This is a genomic window from Streptomyces sp. HUAS ZL42 (genome assembly GCF_040782645.1).
In the GTDB taxonomy this organism is placed as follows: Bacteria; Actinomycetota; Actinomycetes; order Streptomycetales; family Streptomycetaceae; genus Streptomyces.
Genome location: NZ_CP160403.1, coordinates 319,282 through 338,569 on the forward strand (window position 1 = coordinate 319,282; position 19,288 = coordinate 338,569).

Sequence of the window (19,288 nt, forward strand, 5' to 3'; positions counted from 1 at the left end):
CTCAACCAGCCACACAAACCCTTACTCGTTTGCAACACCTGGAGAATCTCATGAAGGACACCCTGCACTCCCTCCACCTGGCTGGCGTAAATTATCTGGCCACCGCTGACGTCCCCCAGCCGGCCAAGAAGGCCCCTGGCGACCTCGCCAACAAGGTCAACCTCGTTCTGGGTATTGCAGCCTGGGCCGGCACCGCCGCCGGTGTGGCGGGCGTCCTCATCACGGGAATCATGATGGCCGTGTCCATGAAGCGCGGAGAGGGATCCGAGCACCTCAGCCGCCTCGGCATGGTGGCGGGCGGCTGCGTCCTGGTGGCCACCGCGGGGCCCACCGTCAAATTCCTCTTCGCTTAGGACCCGACCGCAGGAGAGGTCCATCGACGTGTTCGGCACAAAACGAAAAAGGGGCCCGGTGGACGGGCCTTTCTACAAAGAGCAAGGCTGGATCAATGCGGCCCTGTTCCTGGGATTCATCGTGGTCATGTCGCTGATGGCCTTCGTGAACGAAACCATGGGTTCGGACAGCGCCAAGGGTACGGACAGCACGGCCGACAGCCGGGAGACGCTCGCCGGGCTCGGCGGTCCGCTGTCTCCCGGAGACCCGCAGCAGGTCCGGCAGGGTCCGGGCGGCCGCCCGGAGAAGTGCCGTACCGACGACCGGGACACCGCGCGACCCACCGCCGCGCCAACGGATGTGCGGTGGCAGAAGCTCATCGCCATCATGGTGCCCACCTCGCCGTCGGCCGGCCCGCTGCGCACCGAGGCCACGATGTGGTGGTGCTTCGCCCACACGCCCACGGGGGCGGTGCTGGCGGCACACGTCATTCCCGTCGAGTTGAGCGGCGCCGCCTGGCGCATGGTCGCGGAGCAGCAGGTCGTGCCCGGCGAGCCGCGCGACGCGTTCGTCACCAGCAAGGCGAGGGCCGACGAGACGAACCTGGAGGAGAGCGCCATCGGGAGGTTCGTGGGCTTCTCCCTGGCGTCGTACTCGGGCGACTCCGCGACCGTACGGCTGCTCGTCACCAATCCCACGGGCGGCTACCTGTCGACGTCGGTGTCCGTGCGCTGGCGGGAGGGCGACTGGAAGGTGGCGCTCCGGCACGACGGGTCCCTCTACTCGTCCGTGAAAAGGACAGCGGATCCCGACGGCTTCGTCATGTGGGGAGGGTGACATGTTCTTGGCTGAACAAGGCGAAGGGTGCGACGGCGGACTCGATCTCCTCGGGATGTTCGACGATCCCATCGGCGAGATGATCGAAATGGTCGCCAAGATCGTAATCAACGGCGCCATCGGGATCTTCAACGCCGTGGGAGACATCGATTCCATCAACAAGGGCGCATCAAACAAGATCGGCGGCGAGACACAGTGGATCGTCGTATACCTCGCGTGCGGCTCGCTCCTCGTCGCCGCCGTCAAGATGGCTCTGGAGCGGCGCGGCGAAGCGGGTACGACCGCGCTGAAGGGCATCCTGCGCGTCGTCGTGGTCTCCGCGGCCGCGACCGCTTTGATCGACTCGTTCGTCGGCCTCACGGAGAGGTACCACGACTACCTGTTCGACAACACCCTCAAGGCCTTGATGGCTGGAGTCAATTGCCCCGGCGCTGAAGTCATTCCGGACATGCTGCTGCTGGTCATCGGGTGCCTGCTGATCCTTGCCGGCATCGTCCACGCGATCCTGATGTGGGTCCGGCTCGGCGTGATGATCATGCTGATGGGCACGCTCCCCATGGCAGCCGCCGCCTCCATAACGGACTGGGGCGGTACGTGGTGGCGCAAGCACATCGGCTGGATGATCGCCTGGCTGCTGTACAAGCCCACGGTCGCTCTCATCATGTACTCGGGGGCCGTCATGGTCGACGAGTCGGAGGGCTACAGCAACGCCGACACGCAGCTCGCGGGAATGGCCACCCTGCTGTTGTCGGCCGTCGCCCTGCCGGCGCTCATGCGACTTGTCGTCCCGGCGACGGCCGCTCTCGGCGGCGACTCGGTCGGGTCCGCGACCATGGGCCTCGCCGGCGCCCTCGCCTCCGGAGCGGTGGCTCTGGCGGACTCGGGCAGCCGCAAGGGCGGCGCTGGCGCCGACGGTGCCTCCGGATCCCGCGGCCCCTCGGGGGCGAGCGGCGGTGGCGGCGCACCCGGCGGCTCGGGCGGCCGGGGCGCAAGCGGCGGAACCGAGCCGGCGGGCAAGTCCGGAGGGGCGGGCGCCGCAGGGAACTCCGCCCTCGCCGCGATGGCCGTGGTGGGGAAGATCGCCAAGGGTGCCGTGAACGTCGCCCAGAGCGGGGTCGAGGGCGCCGACGGGGAACAGGGCAGCGGCGGCAGCGGCGGCCGCGGCGGCCACTGACCGTCACCGGATCGGGTGCGGCGGGCCTTCCCTCCGCGCCCGGCCCGGTCCGCGGCTGAGGCCGCGCCCCTGTACTCGGCGGGGGCACGGCCCGGCCCTCCCCGGCCGTCCCCGCGTTCCATCCAACGGAAGGGAAACACGTACAGCCATGTCCACCGAAACCGCCACCGCAGACCCGACGTACGGGAACTGGCGCAGGCCGAGGCGGCCCGGCCTCGGTCCGTTCGGGCTCGTCGGCACCATCGGGCTGTTCGGCGGGCTCGTCCTCGACCTGTTGGTGTCGCTGATCTCACTGCAGTTCACACTGGTCGTGATCGTCATCCAGTGCACGTTCCTGCTGCCGCTGGCCGTGCGCACACAGGACGGGCGCAACGTCTACCAGCTCACCGCCCTGCGCATCGGCTGGTTCCGGCGCAAGGCCAAGGGGGTGACCACCTATGTCTCCGGTCCGCTGTCGCAGCGGCCGGGCGGCAAGTTCCGCCCGCCGGGACTGCTCAGCCGGGTCAGGGTGACGGAGGGCAGGGACGCCTACGACCAGCCGTTCGGCGTGCTGCACCACCCCAGCAGGAACCTGTACACCATCGTGCTCGGCTGCGAACCCGACGGCGGGTCCCTGGTCGACCCCGACCAGATCGACAACTGGGTGGCGGCATGGGGCCATTGGCTGGCCCGGCTGTCCAGCGAGCCGAACCTGCGCGGAGCCTCCGTGATCGTGGAGACCGCCCCGGACACCGGAACCCGGCTGGCCAACGAGGTGCTGCCGCGCATCGACCCGGGCGCCCCGGCGGCGGCGCGGGCCGTGATGGAGGAGGTGGTGCAGCGCTACCCGACCGCGTCGTCGGAGATGCACACCTACCTCACTCTGACCTACGGGATGCCGACCGGGCAGAAACGCAAGAGCGAGGACATCATCGCCGACCTGGCCATCCGCATTCCCGGCCTGCTGGACGGAGTGGTGAGGGCGGGCGGCGGGCCCGCCGCCCCCTTGTCGGCCGAGAACATCGCCGAAGTCGTCCGGGTGGCCTACGACCCGGCCGTGGCGGCAGACGTCCTCGAAGCCCGTGCCGTCCACGGCGGCACCGGCCTGGAATGGGACGACGCCGGTCCCGCGGCGGCCATCGAGAAGGTCAACGCGTACCAGCACGACTCGGGGGTGTCGCGGACCTGGATGCTCACCCTGGCACCGCGCGGCACGGTGCGCGCCCAGGTGCTGCGCGGCCTGCTGGAGGACGCGCCCGGCACCCGCCGCAAGCGGGTGGCGCTGCTGTACCGGCCCATCGACCCGGCGACCTCGGCGCGCATCGTCGAGGCCGACCGGCGGGCGGCGCAGTTCATGGCCACGTCCCGGCGCGGCATGGTGCAGGCGCGTGCCGCCAACGAGGTGCGCGCCGCCGAGCAGACGGCGGTGGAGGAGGCCACCGGGGCCGGCCTGGTGGAGTTCTCACTGATGGTCACGGTGACGGTCGACTCCGACGCCGAACTGGAGGACGCGAACGTGACGGTGCGCAATCTGCTGGCGGGGGCACGGCTGTTGATGCGGCCGGCCGACCGGATGCAGGCGGCGGCGTTCAGCTGCACGCTGCCGGTCGGAATCCTGCCGTGGGAGCACACGCTGATGCCGCGCGAGTTGAAGGAAGCACTGTGAGGACCAAGGACAAACGCGGTAAGGGCCAGGGCGAGTACCAGGACGACCTCGCCCCGATCAGGTACAAGGACGAGGACCCGGACTACAGGCCCCCGAAGGACAAGAAGAGGAGCAAGAGCGGTCCCGACCGACCGTCCAGGGAGCCGCTCGCTCCCGCCCGCGGCTGGTCCGGCCCCGGCGGCGGACAGGTCGCCAATCTGGACCCGCCGTCGATGTGGCGGGCCACCACCGTGCAGGCATGCGGGCTGTGGCCGTTCGCGGCGGGTTCCGGCGCGCCCATGACAGGCGTCCCGCTGGGACAGCACCTGTACACCGGAGCCACCGTGTGCGGTGACCCGATGTCGTGGTTCACCCGCGCCCACTACATCTCCAACCCCTCGATGTTCATGCTCGGCATGCCGGGCCTGGGCAAGTCCACCCTGGTCAACCGCATGCTCATCGGTCTGGCCGCCACCGGCGTGGTGCCGCTGGTGCTGGGCGACCTGAAGCCCGACTACGCCGACACCGTGCGGGCTCTGGGCGGCCAGGTCATCTCCATCGGACGCGGCGTGGGCGGCGTCAACGTCCTGGATCCCGGCGCCATGGGTGCGGCCGCCCGGAAGATCGGCGGCGAGGCGGGACGCGTGCTGTCCGCAGAGACCCACGGCCGCGTCCTCAACATGGTCGCCGCACTCGTCACCATCGTGCGCGACCGCGCCATGGACGACCACGAGCAGTCCGTGCTGTCCGCGGCCCTGCACCATCTGCGCGAACGCACACCCCCCGGCCGCGCGCCGCTGCTGCCCGACCTGGTGCGGGTCATCGCCGAAGGACCCGAACGGGTGCGGGCGGTGACCCTGGACCGCGGGGAGGAGACCCGCTACCGCGACGCGGTGGATCCGCTGCACCGCTCGCTGCTCGGCATCCTGGACGGGCCGTTGGGCGACACGTTCGCCTCCGAGACCTCCACCCGCATCGACCTCGGCTCGCCGGCGGTGTGCATGGACATCTCCCGGATCGGGGAGGCGGACACCCAGCTGACCGCGGCGGCGATGCTGGCGGCCTGGTCCGACGGCCTGGGCACGGTGGCCGCCTCCCACGCGCTGGCGGACGCCGGACTCACGCCCCGGCGCTGGTTCTTCACCGTGCTCGACGAGCTGTGGCGGCCGCTGCGCGCGGCCTCCGGCATCGTGGACCGCATCGACGCACTGACTCGCCTCAACCGCACCCTGGGCCTCGGCGACGCCAAGATCACACACACCTTGAAGGACGCCGAGGCGCTGGGCACCGACGCCGACCGGGTCAAGGCGCGCGGCTTCGTCGAGCGCGCCGGCATGGTGGTGTGCGCGGGGCTGCCCCGCCAGGAGATGGAGGAGCTGGGGCACATCGTGGGCCTGTCCCGCCGGGAGATCGAACTGGTCTCCTCCTGGTCCTCGCCGCCGGGCTGGGCCGCGCAGGGGGACCGCGAGGAACCGCCCGGCCGCGGCCGCTTCCTGATCAAGGTCGGTGGCCGGCCCGGCATCCCGATCCAGGTCGCCATCACCGACACCGAGCGACATCTGCACGACACGAACAAGCGGTGGGCGGCGAACAAGCCCGCCGACGGCTCCCGACACGTCGGCTTCTCCGAGTAACCGGCGGACGACAGAAGGACAACCACATGAACGGCAGCGCAACCGACGCCAGGAAGCGCACCCCATGAGCGGCAACGCGGCCAAGGGCCGCATGTACGGCAGCGAACTCATGCCGTGGGCGATCCTGCTGGTATGCGGCGGATTCCTCCTGCTCTTCGCCGGCGTATGGCTGGGCGGGACGCTGGGTGCCGCGGTGACCGGCTCGGGCTGGCACCCGCCGGAGTTCAGCCTGGCGTCGTTCGGCACCCTGCTGACCGAGGGCCCGGCCACACTGTGGCCAGGCGCGTCACCGGTCGGCGTGGTGGCCGGGATCGTCCTGCTCTTCGCCACCGTCATCGCACTCTGTGTCGTGACCGTGCTCAAGGTGATGAGCTACATCTCGCGGCCCAAGGGACTCGCCGGCCGCCGTGAGCTGGCCGCCCTCGCCCCGGCCGGCATCGCGGCCCGCGCACGCGAACTGCGCCCCTCGCTCAAGGGCCGGCAGGAGCTCCACCCCGACGAGACCGGCAATCTCCTCGGCGACCTCTCACCCCACGGCCCCGAACTGCGCTCCTCCTTCGAGGACGTGGAGCTCGACCTGATGGCCCCGCGGGCCGGCAAGTCCACCGGCATCGCCGTCCCCCGCGTGCTGCGCGCGCAGGGCGCGGTGCTGCTGACCTCCAACAAGTCCGACGTGTACGCCGTGACCCGCGCCGAACGCGCGAAGGCCGGCCGGGTGTGGACGTTCGACCCGCAGGGCATCGCCCACGCCCCGCGTGAGATGTGGTGGGACCTCCTCGCCGACTGCCACACCATCGAGGGCGCCCGCCGGCTGGCCGGGCACTTCGTGGCGTCCGTCAACGACGACCAGTCGAAGAAGGACTTCTGGATCTCCGCGGCCCAGAACACCCTCACCGCGCTGTTCCTCGCCGCCGCCCGCGGCAAGGCGTCCGTGCTCGACCTGCTCGCCTGGCTCGCCGACCCCGCTGACCGCACGCCGGTCGATCTACTGCGGGACGTCAACATGGTCGCCATGGCCGAGCAGTTGCAGGGCACGGTGCGCGGTGCGGTGGAGACCCGCGACGGCATCTACGAGACAGCCCGGCAGTGCGTGGCCTGTCTGCTCGACCCGGAGATCGTGGCCTGGGTGACGCCGGACCCGCGTCTGCCGCAGTTCAAGCCGCACGAGCACGTGCTCGGCCGGGACACCCTCTATCTGCTGTCCAAGGACGGCGGCGGCTCGGCCGCGGGCGTGATCGCGGGCCTCGCCGACGCGACCATGAGGGCGGGCGTGGTCGCCGCCGAGCGCATGGGCGGCCGGCTCGATCCGCCGATGACCGCGGTCCTCGACGAGGCCGCCAACGTCTGCCGCATCTCCGACCTGCCCGACCTGTACAGCCACTTCGGCTCACGCGGCATCAACGTCGTCACGCTGCTGCAGAGTTACCGCCAGGGCAGCCGCGTGTGGGGCGAGGCGGGCATGGACGCGATGTGGAGCGCGGCCACGGTCAAACTGCTCGGCGCGGGCCTGGACGACGCGGACTTCGTGGAGAAGATCTCCAAGCTCGTCGGCAACCACGACGTGCGCACCCCGTCGATCTCCAAGAGCAAGGAGGGCACGTCACGGTCGTACTCCTACCGCCTGGACCCGGTCCTGCCCGCGGATCGCATCCGCGCCCTGCCCAAGGGCACGGCCCTGCTGCTGGTCACCGGTGTGCGCCCCGCCCTGATCCAACTGCGGCCCTGGTACAAGGAGCCGGACGCCGGCACGATCTCGGCGGCGGCCAAGGCGGAGACGGCCGCCATCACCGAACGGGCCGCACGCTCCTGGTCCGGCGGCCCGCATCCGGCGGCCGAGGGCTCGGCGAGCAGATGGCAGCGGGAAGCGGTCACCCTACGCAAGCCGTACGGCGGGTAGGGGCGTGGTGCGGCTTCAGGGCCGCCTCGCCAGCGTCGCCGTACGCAGCAGCCATTCGGCCGGGCCGTATCGTAGGTGGCGCAGCAGGCGGTTGCTGACCGTGAGTTGCGCCACGTACAGGACGACGGCCCCGGCCAGGACCGCCGCCGTGCCGTGGCGGCCGTAACACGCAAGGCCGTAGCCCGTGAAGACGAACGCCGCCACCAGTGACTGGGTGAGGTAGTTGGTCAGGGCCATCCGCCCGGCGGGAGCCAAAACATGACCCAGCCGCCGGCCGGGGCCGGTGCCCAGCAGGAGCAGCAGGCCACAGACGTATGCGGCGGTCAGGGCCGGGGCGGTGAGGACGCCGACGGCGGATCCCACGTCGTACCAGCGGGCGTCGAGCGGGCCGTTACGGCACACCGCCATGAAGACGCTGCCGGCCAGCCCGGCCGGCAGGCCGCAGACGAGGATCTGCGTCATCCACGCGCGGTACCGGTCCGTCTCGGCGAGCACCCTGCGGCGGCCCGCGGCCAGTCCGGCGAGGAACGCGGCCAGCATGTCGGCGCCGTAGAGGATGTTCCAGCCCAACGTATCGCGCAGCGACCGCAGACGGGCCTCGACGACCGCGCCGGGCTCGCCCCGGTAGGCCGTCACCCACTCGTGCACCACGGCCGTGACGTCCTGCGGACGCAGCGGCTGAGCGAAGGCGACCGTGAGCCAGCCCCAGGCCAGCAGGCAGGCCGCGGTACCGGCGACGAGCCAGGCCGCGGTCCGCAGCAGGGTGGGCGACGCGGTGTCCCGGACGGCGAACAGTACGAGGCTCAGCACCGCGTACACCATCAGGACGTCGCCGGAGAACAGCAGCACGCCGTGGGCGAGGCCCAACAGGAACAGACAGCTCAGCCGACGCAGATGTCGGGGCGCGAAGGGGGCGCCGGCGTGCTCGGCCGCGACCCGTTGCAGGGTGAAGCTGTACCCGAACAGGAACGAGAACAGCAGGTAGAACTTGGCCGAGACCAGAGCCGTGACCAGCCACGCGGCCACCTGGTCGACCCGCGACACGACCAGCTCTCCGCCCGCCCCCACCCGCGGCCCGGCCATCGTCTGCACATTGACCAGCAGGATGCCCAGCAGCGCGAACCCTCGCAGGACGTCGATCTCCCGGACACGGCTCGGCGGCGGCGCTGCGGCTGGGAAACGGGGCGGTGTGCGGGACGAGAAGAGCAATTCGGGCCTCCATGACCGGTGACTGCGGCTCAGGGGTCACGACGTCACGCACCCGGGGACGGTTCAGTCGTATGCGGGGCGTCCGGGCTCCCGGTGCCGCGTGACGGAACTGAACCCTCTCGCCGCTCCGCACGTTGCGTCCTGGCAGCAGGGACCGAATCACGCCGTCGATCCGACCGGATCCGACCGGAAAGGCTGCCGTATGTGGATCTTCCACCGTCCGCCGGGGCGTGCCCGGCACGACGCCCCCCACGACACCGACACCGTCCACGCGGCCGGGGTGAGCGTCTGCACGGAAGACCACACCGGCCTGGACCGTGCCGTGGCGATCCGTGACAGCGACGCACGCGGACGCAGAACGTGGTCACGTGCGATCCGCGATCACGTCGGCCGGGTGCCGCAGGCGGTGGACGCACCGCCCCGAGCGGAGTTCCTCTCCGCCGAGCAGCTCCTCGCCCGGCTGCGTCCCTGGGTGGTCACGCGGGACAGCATCGAGCCCGACACCCGCTGGTACACCCACGCCCGTGTCGTCGCACCCGGCCTGTGCGAGGTCCTCGCCCTGGATCTGGACGACAGTGTGCTCACGCTGACCGATGACGCGCTGGCCCCCCTGGGCGGCGTGGTCGATCTGCGGACGTATGCGCTGGACAACCTCCGCGCGCTTCCGGTGGACAGCCACACGGCCGTGCACGGCCCGGAGGGCCTGCGCTTCCACGTGATGACGGGCGACTCCTTCTTCACCTCCAGCCGGGTCCTGACGGCAAACGAACTCGCCCACCACCTCACCGGGCGCGACCTCGGTCCGGACGGTGCCCTCGTGGCCATGCCGAACCGTCACCAACTGGCCCTCTGTCCCGTAGACACCGTCCGCGGCACCGACCTGCTTCCGACACTCCGCTGCATGACCGCCTTCACCGCCGACCACTTCGAGGACGCCGTCGGCCAGGTCAGCCCGGACGTCTACTGGTGGCACCGGGATACCCTCACCCGACTCGTCCGGCAGGACGGCGTGGAGGCGGAGTTCACGCGGAACGTGGAGTTCGAAGTGCTGCTGATGCGGCTTGCCGGCAACGGTGCCGCGGGGCGCTTCTGATGCCGTTTGCCTCCAACGAGCCGAACAGCACTGTCCCGGTGTCGCGCGGCCCCACGCGCCGCTTCAGATGGAACAACCACCGTAGCCGGCAACGGGCGTGTGTGCCGGGCGGTGCACCACGAACCAGTGTGGTTCCTGACGACGCTGCCTCCGCCGCATCCGCGCGCTCACGTGCCGCAGGTCAAGCTCGCATCGTCCGCGAGGTCCTTGACGAACAAGGCGCGGATCGCGCACTCCACGCCCCTGTCCCTGGTCTGCCTGCACGGTCCCTCCCCTCAACGGGGGTCGATCTTCCCTGGCTATCAGGGACTTCACCACTGATGGCATGAAGTGACGCTGACTCAGCAATCCTGTCGTGGCGTGGCTCCCTGACGAACCGGTGTGTGCACTCGTGACGCGGCATCTGATCAAGGCAGGCGAGTCGAGCCTGGCGTTGTGGACCCCTGACTCGTGACAGGCACGGGAACGACGTTTCCCGCCTCGTTGCAGCGGACGGTCCAGGGCGACCCGAAGCCCTCCTCGTAGACCCGTACGTCCACGTCGGAAAGTTGTTTGCCGTCGGCCGCCCGGGCGTTGGCCGCGGTGCAGATGATCTGGCTGAGCCCGAGGCCGCCACCGCCGGTCATGTTCGCCACAGACACAGGAAGGTGCAGATCCACGGCGCCGTCTGCGGCTGCCCGCGCGACCAGCCGCCCGTCCATCAGGGGAACCTCGGTGATCAGGCCGCGGGCGCGTTCGGCGGCGTCGGGGCCCTTGATGAGCAGGTCGAGTGCCTGTTGCGGAGTCGCGGGGGCGTCGACCTCGCGGCTGGCGGGCTGGATGCCCGACGAGCTGACGAAGTAGAGCTGGGCATAGTGGGTCGCGGATCCCGGTTCGCGAAGACCGTACGCCGGGCCGCCGGCTCGGACGGGGCCGGTGGAGCCAATGCCGCAGCCTGCCGACAGCAGACCCAAAAAGGCTATGAGACAGGTGAGTCGGCGCCTCATGGCTGGTCCTCCCGCCGGAGCGTGCGTGGGAGTGTGATGGTGAACACCGCGCCGCTGTAGGGGAGGTTGGCGGCGGTGAGAGTGCCGCGGTGCAGTCGTACGTTCTCCATCGCGATGGCAAGTCCGAGGCCGCTGCCCTCGGATCGGGCCCGCGCGGCGTCCGCCTTGTAGAAGCGGTCGAAGACATGCGGCAGGACCTCGTCGGGGATGCCGGGGCCGTCGTCGGCGACATCGATCACAAGGGACTCCTGCGTGGCAGTCGCCCGGAGAGTGACGGGAGCGGAGCCGTGGCGCAGCGCGTTGCCGATCAGGTTGGCGAGGACGACGTCGATGCGCCGCGCGTCGACCCGGATACGCGGATCGTCCTCGGGAAGTTCGGTGATCACCTCGTCCGGCTCGCGCCAGCCCCGCAGGTGAAGCGTCTTGTGGACGACGGTGCGCAGACTCACGTCGTCCAGGTGCAATACCGCCGCCCCCGCGTCGAAGCGGGAGATTTCCATCAAGTCCTCGACCATTCCGGCCAGCTTGCGGGTCTCGTCGCTGACGAGGAGGACCGCGTCGGCGGTGTCCGCAGGCAGTGTGCCGGAGCGGGCGTCCTCGTCGAGGGCGTCGGCGACGGCGGCCATCGCGGCGAGCGGGGTCCGCAGTTCGTGCGACACGTCTGCGGCGAACCGGCGGGCGTTGGCCTCCATGCGTCGCAGCTTGGCGTCGTCCCGCTCCAGTGCCGCCGCCATGGTGTTGAACGCGCCGGTCAGCGCGGTGAGTTCGTCCTTGCCGACGACGTCCAGGCGCGTGTCCAAGGCGCCCGAGGTGATCTTCTCGGCGGCCGTCCGCAGCTGCCGTACGGGACGCAGCACCCGGCGGGCGGCGAACAGGGCGGACACGACGGCGAAGGCGAGCGCCGGGACGGCTCCCGCCCAGGCCGCGTTGATCAGAGCGGAGATGTCGGCCCGTTCACCGTCCAGCGGCAGAACGGCGTAGACGACGAGCCCCGACGGTTGCCCCGCCTCCTTGCCCCGGCCGGTGTAACTGACCGGCATGCCGATGCGCAGTCGGTACCCGCCGGCATGCTCCACGCGCTCGTAGTAGGTGGTGTCGCCGCGCTTTGTCGCGTCGCGCAGGGCGTTGCTGACGTCGCCCGCGGTGCCGATGAGTGGCCCGCCATCGCGGGAGACGCCCGTGTGCCAGCCCCGCGAGCCCGAGGCCCGGTCCAGCTGGCGGGCGAAGATGCGCAGGTCGGTGTCGGTGGGGTTGTTCGGGAGGTTGGGGGCGAGCGAGTCGATCTGGAGGCGCAGATCGTGGACGGCGCCATTCTGGGTGCGGTCCAGGATCGCGTTGCGGGCCTGCCGGAAGGTGAGCGTGGCGGTGATCAGCTCGCTGAGCGCGGCGACGAGGACAAAGGCGACGACCAGGCGTGGGCGCAGGCTGCGGGGCAAGGCGGGCTTCATGCGGGCAGCGGGCCGAAGCGGTAACCGAAGCCGCGCACGGTCTGGACGTACGCCGGGCGGCGCGGGTCCTCTTCGATCTTGGCGCGCAGCCGCATCACGCAGGCGTCGACCAGGCGGGCATCCCCGTAGTAGCTGTGCTCCCAGACGTCCTCGAGCAGCTGCTGGCGGCTGAACGTCCGCTCCGGGGCGGCACTGAGAAACAGCAGCAACTTCAACTCGGAGGGAGCAAGTGGGAGTTCTTCGCCGTGCTTGCGGACGATCAGCGCGTCCCGGTCGATCTCAAGATCGCCCACCTGGGTCGGCCCGACACCTGTGTCGGTGCCGACCTGGACGGGGGCGAGGCGGCGCAGTACCGCGCGCATCCGGGCCTCGATGACGGCGGCGCCGGCGGGTTTGACGACGTAGTCGTCGGCGCCCGCCTCAAGGCCGATCACAACGTCGATGTCGTCGCCGCGTGCGGAAAGTATCACGATGGGAACCCGGCTGGACTCACGGATGCGGCGGCATACTTCCAGCCCGCTCATGCTGGGGAGCATCAGATCGAGTAGCACGAGGTCGGGCTTGAAGGCAATGAGGGCATCGAGGCCGTCCTCGCCGGTGCCGACCGCCTCGGTCTCGTGCCCATTGCGGGACAAGCCCAGGACGACACCGCGGCGCACAGCGGGATCGTCCTCGATCAGCAGGACACGGGGCATGCATGGGTCCTTTCCACGGTGAGCGTGTTGTCCTTTCCACGGTGAGCGTGATGTTCCGGCGCTACGTGAGCTGTCGAGTGGGTTGCCTACTGTACGGGCGAGCAGGAGGGGTGGTGCGCGCTGCTTGTCCTGAGGGTCACCTCAACTGGTCGACGTCGACCGTGCCCTCCCCCGCGGCCGGTTCGGGCACCGCAGCCCAAAGGACGGCTCCCGCCAGGGCCAGCGCGACGACCGCGATCAAACCACGGCTGCCACGCGCCCAGCCCACCCGGAACCGCACCGGGTCCTCGACGAACCGCTTCGTCACCGCAGCGGCCACCAGCGAGATCCCGATCGCGACGACGGTCCGGCCCCAGTCCCCGAGCGCCGACAGCCGCGGCAACAGCAGGTACACCGGCCAGTGCCACAGATACAGGCTGTACGACAGCTTTCCAAGGCCACGCGGCAGGCGGCTGCCCGCAATCCGTGCTGCCCAGGTGCCCGGCACATGGGCCATCAGGACGATCAGCACGGCCGCGGTCAGGGAGTGGACGAGGAGCCCGCCCTGGAAGAGCAGGGGCGCCTTCTCGCCCCCGGTCACCGCCCACGCCACCGCCAGCCCGCACCCCAGGACCAGGCACACCAGGTCGGCCGCGCGGCGCGGCACCCGGCGCACGAGGTTCCGCACCGGCGCGGTCGCCGTGAGCGCCCCGAGCAGCAGGGCGGCGCCACGGGTGTCGGTGCCCTCGTAGGCGCGGGTGGTGTCCACGGCGGCACCGAGCGAGACGGTCAGAGCGAGAGAGACCAGGGCACCCACCACGGCGAGCGAGGCCACGACACGCTCACCACGCCGCCCCCGGGCGGCCACTGCCACCACCAGCGGCCAGGCCAAGTAGAACTGCCACTCCACGCCAATGCTCCACAGGTGGGCGAAGACGCGGGTGTCGGAGGCGTTCCAGTAGCCGATCTGCTCCGTGATGTAGTGCCAGTTGACCGCCTGGGCCCCGACCCAGGGCATGTCGTCGAGCGCGAAGCGCAGATGCTCCGTGCTCCCCCACACCCACGTGGCCGATACGGTCACGACAACCACACAGACGAGAGCGGGCAGCAGGCGGCGGGCACGGCGGCCCCAGAACGCAGCCAGGCCGATCCGGCCGCGCCCCGTCGCCTCGCCGAGCAGCAGCCCGGTGATCAGGAACCCGGACAGTACGAAGAACAGGTCGACGCCGAGAAACCCGCCGCGTAGATGCCCGGCGTGGAAGAGCAGCACGCCAGCGACCGCGAACCCGCGCAGCCCATCGAGGGCGGCTATGTGCGCGCGGCCCACCCCGCTGGGGCGCGCCGCCCGGTGCCGGGCCGGCACCGCGCGGCCGCCCACAGGCGCGGGCAACGGAAGATGCGACGGCATGAAGTCGGCCGTTTCCTCACCCGGCACAGCGGAGCTTGCCGTATCGCTCGTCGCCGGTCCAGGACTTCTGGGCCCAGGAGTCCACCGACGCCGGCGTGAAGCTCTCCTGCTTGCCGAGCTTCTCGGTGAACCACTTGGCGAAGGCGGCCGCTCCCTGCTGGCAGTTGTGGACTCCGTCCGGGGCGCGCTGCGCCTTCTGAACCGAGGCATCCGTGCCCCACAACTGCGAGGCGTCGAAGAACGTCACCGTGCCACCGCTCTTGCCGGCGACTTCCGCGGCTGCCCTGGGAGCGGTACGCATCTGCGCCTCGTGCTGCTTGTAGAACCCGTCGATCTTGATGGGCGGGGACGAAACGAGCACCACCTTGGCCCCGGCGTCCTTGGCCGTGTCTACGACCTTCTCGTAGGCAGCCCGCTGCTGATCCTTGCTTCCCCAGTCGTACGTCGTGACTTGGTAGGCGATCACGGTGGGACGGAACGACTCGATGTCCTTGCCCAGTTGCTTCCACGTAGCGCCGGAGATCATCTGCGTAATCTCCTCGCCGCTATTGACGATCGTGCCCCCACCGTCCGAAGAGGAGTCCTTGAACTCCACACCACTGGCCTTCAGGGCCGCGTTCAGCGCGGGAGCCTCGGCCCCCGCGATGGAGTCGCCCAGCCACAGCACCTTCACACCGGTGCTCGTCGTCTCCTTGCTCATCCCCTCGTCCCTGACGCCGAGGCCCTTCTCGCCGCATCCGACCAAGGTGAGGCCGAGCGCAACGGCTGCGGCGACCGCAATCAGGGCGGGACGGGCCATGCGGTGAGGAGCACGGGAACGGGACTTGTAGTTGCTGTTCATGCCCCCAGCACAACAGCCCCCAAGCGCCCAACCGCCCGCCGTCATCGTTTGCTCATGGTTCGGGCAAGGAGCGCTCATGAAGGCCACCGCCCATGATGCGCTACCCGAGCGGACTCTCAAGTTCCCGGTGGTGCGGCACCGCCCGGAGAAGATCGCCATGGGCCCGACGGTTCACGCCTCGTCTGTCGTTCCTCTCAAGGTCGTCATGCCGGCGGCCGTGACGGCGCTGACGCCGGCGGCCCTCACAACGGGCAAGGCGAGCGTCGGCCGTTCCGAGGAGCCGCGACCATCGGCCTTGCAGCGGAAACGGGCGTCACCCAAGCTCTGTGCACGCGCGAGGGTCTTCCCCAACTCGACGTCCGGCCGAGCCCGGCCCATGCCCGTCCGCGCATGCGCTCTCGCCCGCCGGTCCTCCCGCGCCCCGCGCCCCGTGCCCAGAGCGTGCCCATAAGAGCGGACGACCAGGGTCAACAGCGGTGCGATTCGACCCTCACGACCACCCAAACACAGGCTATCTGCGCACGTCGGAGCCATACGGCCAGCCCAAGCGCCGTCGCTTTCCAAGCTGAGAGCGCGAGTTCGACTCTCGTGCACGCCTCGCCTGCCATCTGCGCGGGGCGGACCTCATGGCCCAGGCGTGGCGACTGCCCGGCCCAGTTGGTGAGCAGCTTCCCGCAGGTGCTGCCGAGGCTCAGGACGCGGGATCCGGCCCGTCGCCGCGGCGCAGGGCGCGGGCGCACCATCCGATGACCGCGGCGTTGACCTCCGCCCCGATGGCGACGGCAGTGATGAACCACACGGGGTCGTCGGGCAGCGCGAGGAGGACGAGGCTGGCCGGGGCGGTGGCGAGCAGCGGGATGACGCCGGCCATGGACTCGCCCGAGTCGTCGCTCACGGTCACCACGAGGGCCCACACGAGCAGGACGGCACAGATCGCCAGATAGACGAGGACGGCGACCTCGCTGTGAGTGCGGCGTAGGCTGCGGGTGAAGGATCGGTCGGTCATGGGGAGGGGCTCCTTGGCTGCGTTCGTGGTGGTCAGAGGTGGGTGCCGGGTGGGTTCGGCCGGGCCAGGCCGAGGTCGTAGGCGAGGATCGTGGCCTGTACGCGGTCGCGCAGGCCGAGTTTGCGGAGCACCGCGTTCACGTGGGACTTCACGGTGCCTACTGTGATGCTGAGTTGCTCGGCGATCTCCGCGTTGGTGAGGCCGGTTGCGACGAGGATGAGGACCGTGCGCTGGCTGCTGGTCAGGGTGTCCAGTTCAGGGGTGCTCCCGGCCGGGGCCGTGGTGCCCGGTCCGGAGGCGTAGTGGCCGATGAGGCGGCGGGTCGCGGACGGGGCGAGCACGCTCTCGCCGGCCGCCACCACCCGGATGCCCTGGAGCAGTTCGGAGGGGTGCACGTCCTTGAGGAGGAAGCCCGAGGCTCCGGCACGCAGTGCGTCGAAGACGTAGGCGTCCAGGTCGAAGGTGGTCAGGACGAGGACCCGGGGTGCGTCCTGGCGGCCGGTGATGATGCGGGTGGCGGCGATGCCGTCCAGTTCGGGCATGCGTACGTCCATGACGACCACGTCAGGTGCCAGCTCCTCGGCGAGCCGTACCGCGGCGGCGCCGTCGGCGACCTCGCCGACGACCGTCATGTCCTCCTCGGCGTCGATCACGGCGGCGAACCCCGCCCGTACGATGCCCTGGTCGTCGACGACCAGCACCTTGAGGCTCATCGTTCTCTCTCCTCGTTGTCCGGGATATGCGGGTTGTCCGGCGCGAGCGCGAGTGGCAGCCGGAGGCGGACCGCGCCCTGCGGGCCCGTGGTCAGGGTGCCGCCGAGTGCCGAGACCCGCATGGTCAGCCGCTCCCGTACGACGGGGTCGGCGGCGCGGGGCACCCCGGTGGCGGTGAGCGTCAACGTACCGTCCTCCGCGTCGAGTTCGAGCACCGCCGACTCTTCGCCGCTGGCCGCGAGCACCGTCTCGGCAGCATGGTAGGCGGCCAGGTCGACGGCGGTGGGCAGTCGTTCCGGTACGCGGTCGGTCAGCCGTATCTCGATGTCACGGCCGGTGGCCCGGAGTTGCTGGCCGAGCAGGTCGAGCGCCTGGAGGGTGGGCTGCGGCCGCAGCTCTGGCCCGTTCTCGCCGTCCCGGACCGCATCGAGCAGAGCGCGCATCGCGGCCAGGGCCTCGCGGGCGCGTTCGGCGGTCACGTCGAGCCGGCCCGCCTCCGCCTCCGCGACCATGTCGGCGGTGCGTGAGAGCACAGTGCTCTCCAGTCCGGCGGCGATCCTGCGTCGCTCGGCCCACGCGTCCCGGACGGCCTCCTCGGTGAAGGCGGCGAGGCGTTCGTCCCGCGCGCCCCAGTCGGCCCGGTCGCCCCGCCCGCGCAGGGCACCGGCCCAGCGGGCCGCACCGACCGCGAGGCACGCCGCGCCCGTCGCCGACGCTGCGACGACCCAGACGGGAACCGTCGTGCCGTGGTCCAGCACGGCTGCCGACGCGGCTGCCGCGTGCGCCGCCACGGCGGCGATCGGGAGGAACGACCGGGGCCTGAACGGGCGAGCCGGCAGGGACACGCGCGGGCGCCTTGCGGCAGGGGACGGACCGGCGGCCGTGCGGGCCGCGTCCGCCGCGAGCGCCGCGCAGGTCGCAAGCAGGCTCAGCGCGGGCGGCAGGATCACCGGACCGGTGTACTCGCCCGTGGCCATCGCCACCGGCCACAGCGGGGCCAGACCCAACAGGACCCCGTGGGCCGCACGGGGTGCCCGGCGCAGCCACAGCAGTGCGATGGCCTGTGCCGCAGCCAGCAGCGCGAAGAGCACGCCCGCGGACACCCGCGTCCCGCTCGACGCGTCCTGCGCCCGGATGACCAGCGCCGGGAGCAGCGGCTGTACGACCAGGCCGACGGCGACCGTCAGCTGCGCCAGGCGGTGGCTCCGCGGAACGCACCGCTCCACCGGGCCTGCGGTCCGGCCCGGCAGGACCGCGCGGACCTCCCAACCGCCCTCCGCCGTCGGGCCGGTGGTCAGGGTGCCGCCCGCCTCCCGGGCCCGGGACCGCAGGAAGCCCTGACCGCGACCGCCGCCGAGCCCCGCCCCGTACGCCACCGCACCGGCCGGCGGTGCCGCGCTCGTGACCACGACGTCGGTGCGGGTGTCGCCGTACCCGACCCGCACCCTGGTGTGCGCACCGGGTGCGTGCCGTGCCACGTTGGTCAGCGCCTCGCGCACGATGCCGTACGCCGCGTCCGCGACGGTGCCGTCCGGCAGGGGATCGATCTCACAGTCGACCTGCTGGTCCAGGCGCCGGAATCCCGCGACAAGGTCCCGCAGCCGTTCCTCCGGTGACGGGAGGTCCTCGCGGGGGGGCGCCGGGGCCCGTACCGCGCCCAGCGCGCGGGTGACCTCGCGGCCGGCCTCGACGGCGAACTCCAGCGCCTCCTGGGCCATTTCGGGACGATGTTCACGCAGCCCGAGAGCAGCCCCCGCCGTGACCACCACGGCCGTCAGATGGTGGGCGCTGACGTCGTGCAACTCCCTCTCCATACGCCGCCGTTCCGCCGCAGGGAGCCGGTGACGCTCGGACTCGGCCCGCTTCAGCAGTTGTTCGGCCGCTTGCCGCGCGCGACTGCGACGACGTACGAGGAGACCGGCGCCGCACGTGCCGGCGTACAGCACCGCGGTCAGGACGAGATCGAGTCCGTTGCGGTCGCTGAGCCCGTGCAGGTTGATGTCCTGCAGGAGCTGCCAGGCCGCGAGCGCCACCACGCACAACACTGCCGTGAAGGCGTGGCGTTCGGTCCCCACGGTGAACAGGGCCAGCGCGACACCCGCGGTGCCGAGCACCGCCGTCGCCCCCGCGGGCAGCGGCCCGGCACCCAGCGCGCACGCGGCGGCGACCACGACGAGCGTGGCCACCGGGCGAACGCGGCGCAGGACGAGCGCGGCCGTCACCACGCTGACGACCAGGGCCGCCAACAACAGGGCGGACGCGGGCGGAACCGCCCCACGCACCAGCGCTGCCCCGGGCCACACCACGGCCTGGGCGCAGATCAGCAGGACCGGGAGCAGCCGGTCATCGGTTCGATTCATAACGGATCAAGGCTAGGCCGCAGGTGAGCGGCCCGGCTCCAGCTGGAGGCG

At 71.0% G+C, this 19,288-nt stretch carries 16 protein-coding genes; 7 read left to right on the forward strand and 9 right to left on the reverse strand.

Translation table 11 applies throughout. From position 1 onward, the window contains the following. The first annotated feature begins 50 nt into the window (after positions 1-50). The 6 genes from ABZO29_RS01620 to ABZO29_RS01645 all read left to right on the forward strand — a co-directional run bounded on the left by ABZO29_RS01620 (position 51) and on the right by ABZO29_RS01645 (position 7,499). A complete protein-coding gene (locus tag ABZO29_RS01620) occupies positions 51-353 on the forward strand; it encodes a hypothetical protein (protein ID WP_367318316.1) in 303 nt (100 codons plus the stop codon). Between the two features lie 58 nt (positions 354-411). After that, positions 412-1,170, forward strand: a complete 759-nt coding sequence (locus ABZO29_RS01625; RefSeq protein WP_367318317.1) for a hypothetical protein — start codon at positions 412-414, stop codon at positions 1,168-1,170. A gap of 1 nt (position 1,171) precedes the next feature. Further along, positions 1,172-2,344 carry a hypothetical protein gene (locus ABZO29_RS01630; RefSeq protein ID WP_367318318.1) on the forward strand — a complete coding sequence of 391 codons (1,173 nt, stop codon included), beginning with the start codon at positions 1,172-1,174 and terminating at the stop codon, positions 2,342-2,344. 148 nt (positions 2,345-2,492) lie between these two features. Next, positions 2,493-3,989 carry an SCO6880 family protein gene (locus ABZO29_RS01635; protein ID WP_367318319.1) on the forward strand — a complete coding sequence of 499 codons (1,497 nt, stop codon included), beginning with the start codon at positions 2,493-2,495 and terminating at the stop codon, positions 3,987-3,989. A gap of 197 nt (positions 3,990-4,186) precedes the next feature. After that, positions 4,187-5,602: an ATP/GTP-binding protein gene (locus ABZO29_RS01640; RefSeq protein ID WP_367326024.1), complete on the forward strand. Its 1,416-nt coding sequence runs from the start codon at positions 4,187-4,189 to the stop codon at positions 5,600-5,602. Positions 5,603-5,666: 64 nt separating this feature from the next. Further along, a complete protein-coding gene (locus tag ABZO29_RS01645) occupies positions 5,667-7,499 on the forward strand; it encodes a type IV secretory system conjugative DNA transfer family protein (RefSeq protein ID WP_367318320.1) in 1,833 nt (610 codons plus the stop codon). Positions 7,500-7,514: 15 nt separating this feature from the next. Here ABZO29_RS01645 and ABZO29_RS01650 read toward each other — a convergent pair whose 3' ends face one another. Then, positions 7,515-8,708, reverse strand: coding sequence for a DUF418 domain-containing protein (locus tag ABZO29_RS01650; protein ID WP_367318321.1), 1,194 nt, complete (start codon positions 8,706-8,708; stop codon positions 7,515-7,517). 202 nt (positions 8,709-8,910) lie between these two features. Here ABZO29_RS01650 and ABZO29_RS01655 point away from each other — a divergent pair, with 202 nt between their 5' ends. Beyond that, positions 8,911-9,801: a hypothetical protein gene (locus tag ABZO29_RS01655; protein WP_367318322.1), complete on the forward strand. Its 891-nt coding sequence runs from the start codon at positions 8,911-8,913 to the stop codon at positions 9,799-9,801. Between the two features lie 407 nt (positions 9,802-10,208). Here ABZO29_RS01655 and ABZO29_RS01660 read toward each other — a convergent pair whose 3' ends face one another. The 8 genes from ABZO29_RS01660 to ABZO29_RS01695 all read right to left on the reverse strand — a co-directional run bounded on the left by ABZO29_RS01660 (position 10,209) and on the right by ABZO29_RS01695 (position 19,237). Beyond that, positions 10,209-10,787 (reverse strand): hypothetical protein, encoded by a 579-nt coding sequence (locus tag ABZO29_RS01660; RefSeq protein WP_367318323.1) that lies wholly within the window; start codon positions 10,785-10,787, stop codon positions 10,209-10,211. Then, positions 10,784-12,235, reverse strand: coding sequence for an ATP-binding protein (locus ABZO29_RS01665; RefSeq protein ID WP_367318324.1), 1,452 nt, complete (start codon positions 12,233-12,235; stop codon positions 10,784-10,786). The genes ABZO29_RS01660 and ABZO29_RS01665 overlap by 4 nt, the downstream gene beginning before the upstream one ends. After that, positions 12,232-12,930, reverse strand: coding sequence for a response regulator (locus tag ABZO29_RS01670; protein WP_367318325.1), 699 nt, complete (start codon positions 12,928-12,930; stop codon positions 12,232-12,234). The genes ABZO29_RS01665 and ABZO29_RS01670 overlap by 4 nt, the downstream gene beginning before the upstream one ends. A gap of 136 nt (positions 12,931-13,066) precedes the next feature. Then, a complete protein-coding gene (locus ABZO29_RS01675; RefSeq protein ID WP_367318326.1) occupies positions 13,067-14,299 on the reverse strand; it encodes an acyltransferase family protein in 1,233 nt (410 codons plus the stop codon). Between the two features lie 34 nt (positions 14,300-14,333). Beyond that, positions 14,334-15,158, reverse strand: coding sequence for an SGNH/GDSL hydrolase family protein (locus ABZO29_RS01680; RefSeq protein ID WP_367318327.1), 825 nt, complete (start codon positions 15,156-15,158; stop codon positions 14,334-14,336). Positions 15,159-15,849: 691 nt separating this feature from the next. Further along, positions 15,850-16,164 carry an SCO4225 family membrane protein gene (locus ABZO29_RS01685; protein ID WP_367318328.1) on the reverse strand — a complete coding sequence of 105 codons (315 nt, stop codon included), beginning with the start codon at positions 16,162-16,164 and terminating at the stop codon, positions 15,850-15,852. Between the two features lie 32 nt (positions 16,165-16,196). Beyond that, positions 16,197-16,877 carry a response regulator gene (locus ABZO29_RS01690; RefSeq protein WP_367318329.1) on the reverse strand — a complete coding sequence of 227 codons (681 nt, stop codon included), beginning with the start codon at positions 16,875-16,877 and terminating at the stop codon, positions 16,197-16,199. Beyond that, the gene (locus tag ABZO29_RS01695) at positions 16,874-19,237 is read right to left on the reverse strand and encodes a histidine kinase (RefSeq protein ID WP_367318330.1); all 2,364 of its coding nucleotides are present in this window, start codon (positions 19,235-19,237) and stop codon (positions 16,874-16,876) included. Before ABZO29_RS01695 ends, ABZO29_RS01690 begins: the two co-directional genes overlap by 4 nt. Positions 19,238-19,288 lie beyond the last annotated feature (51 nt).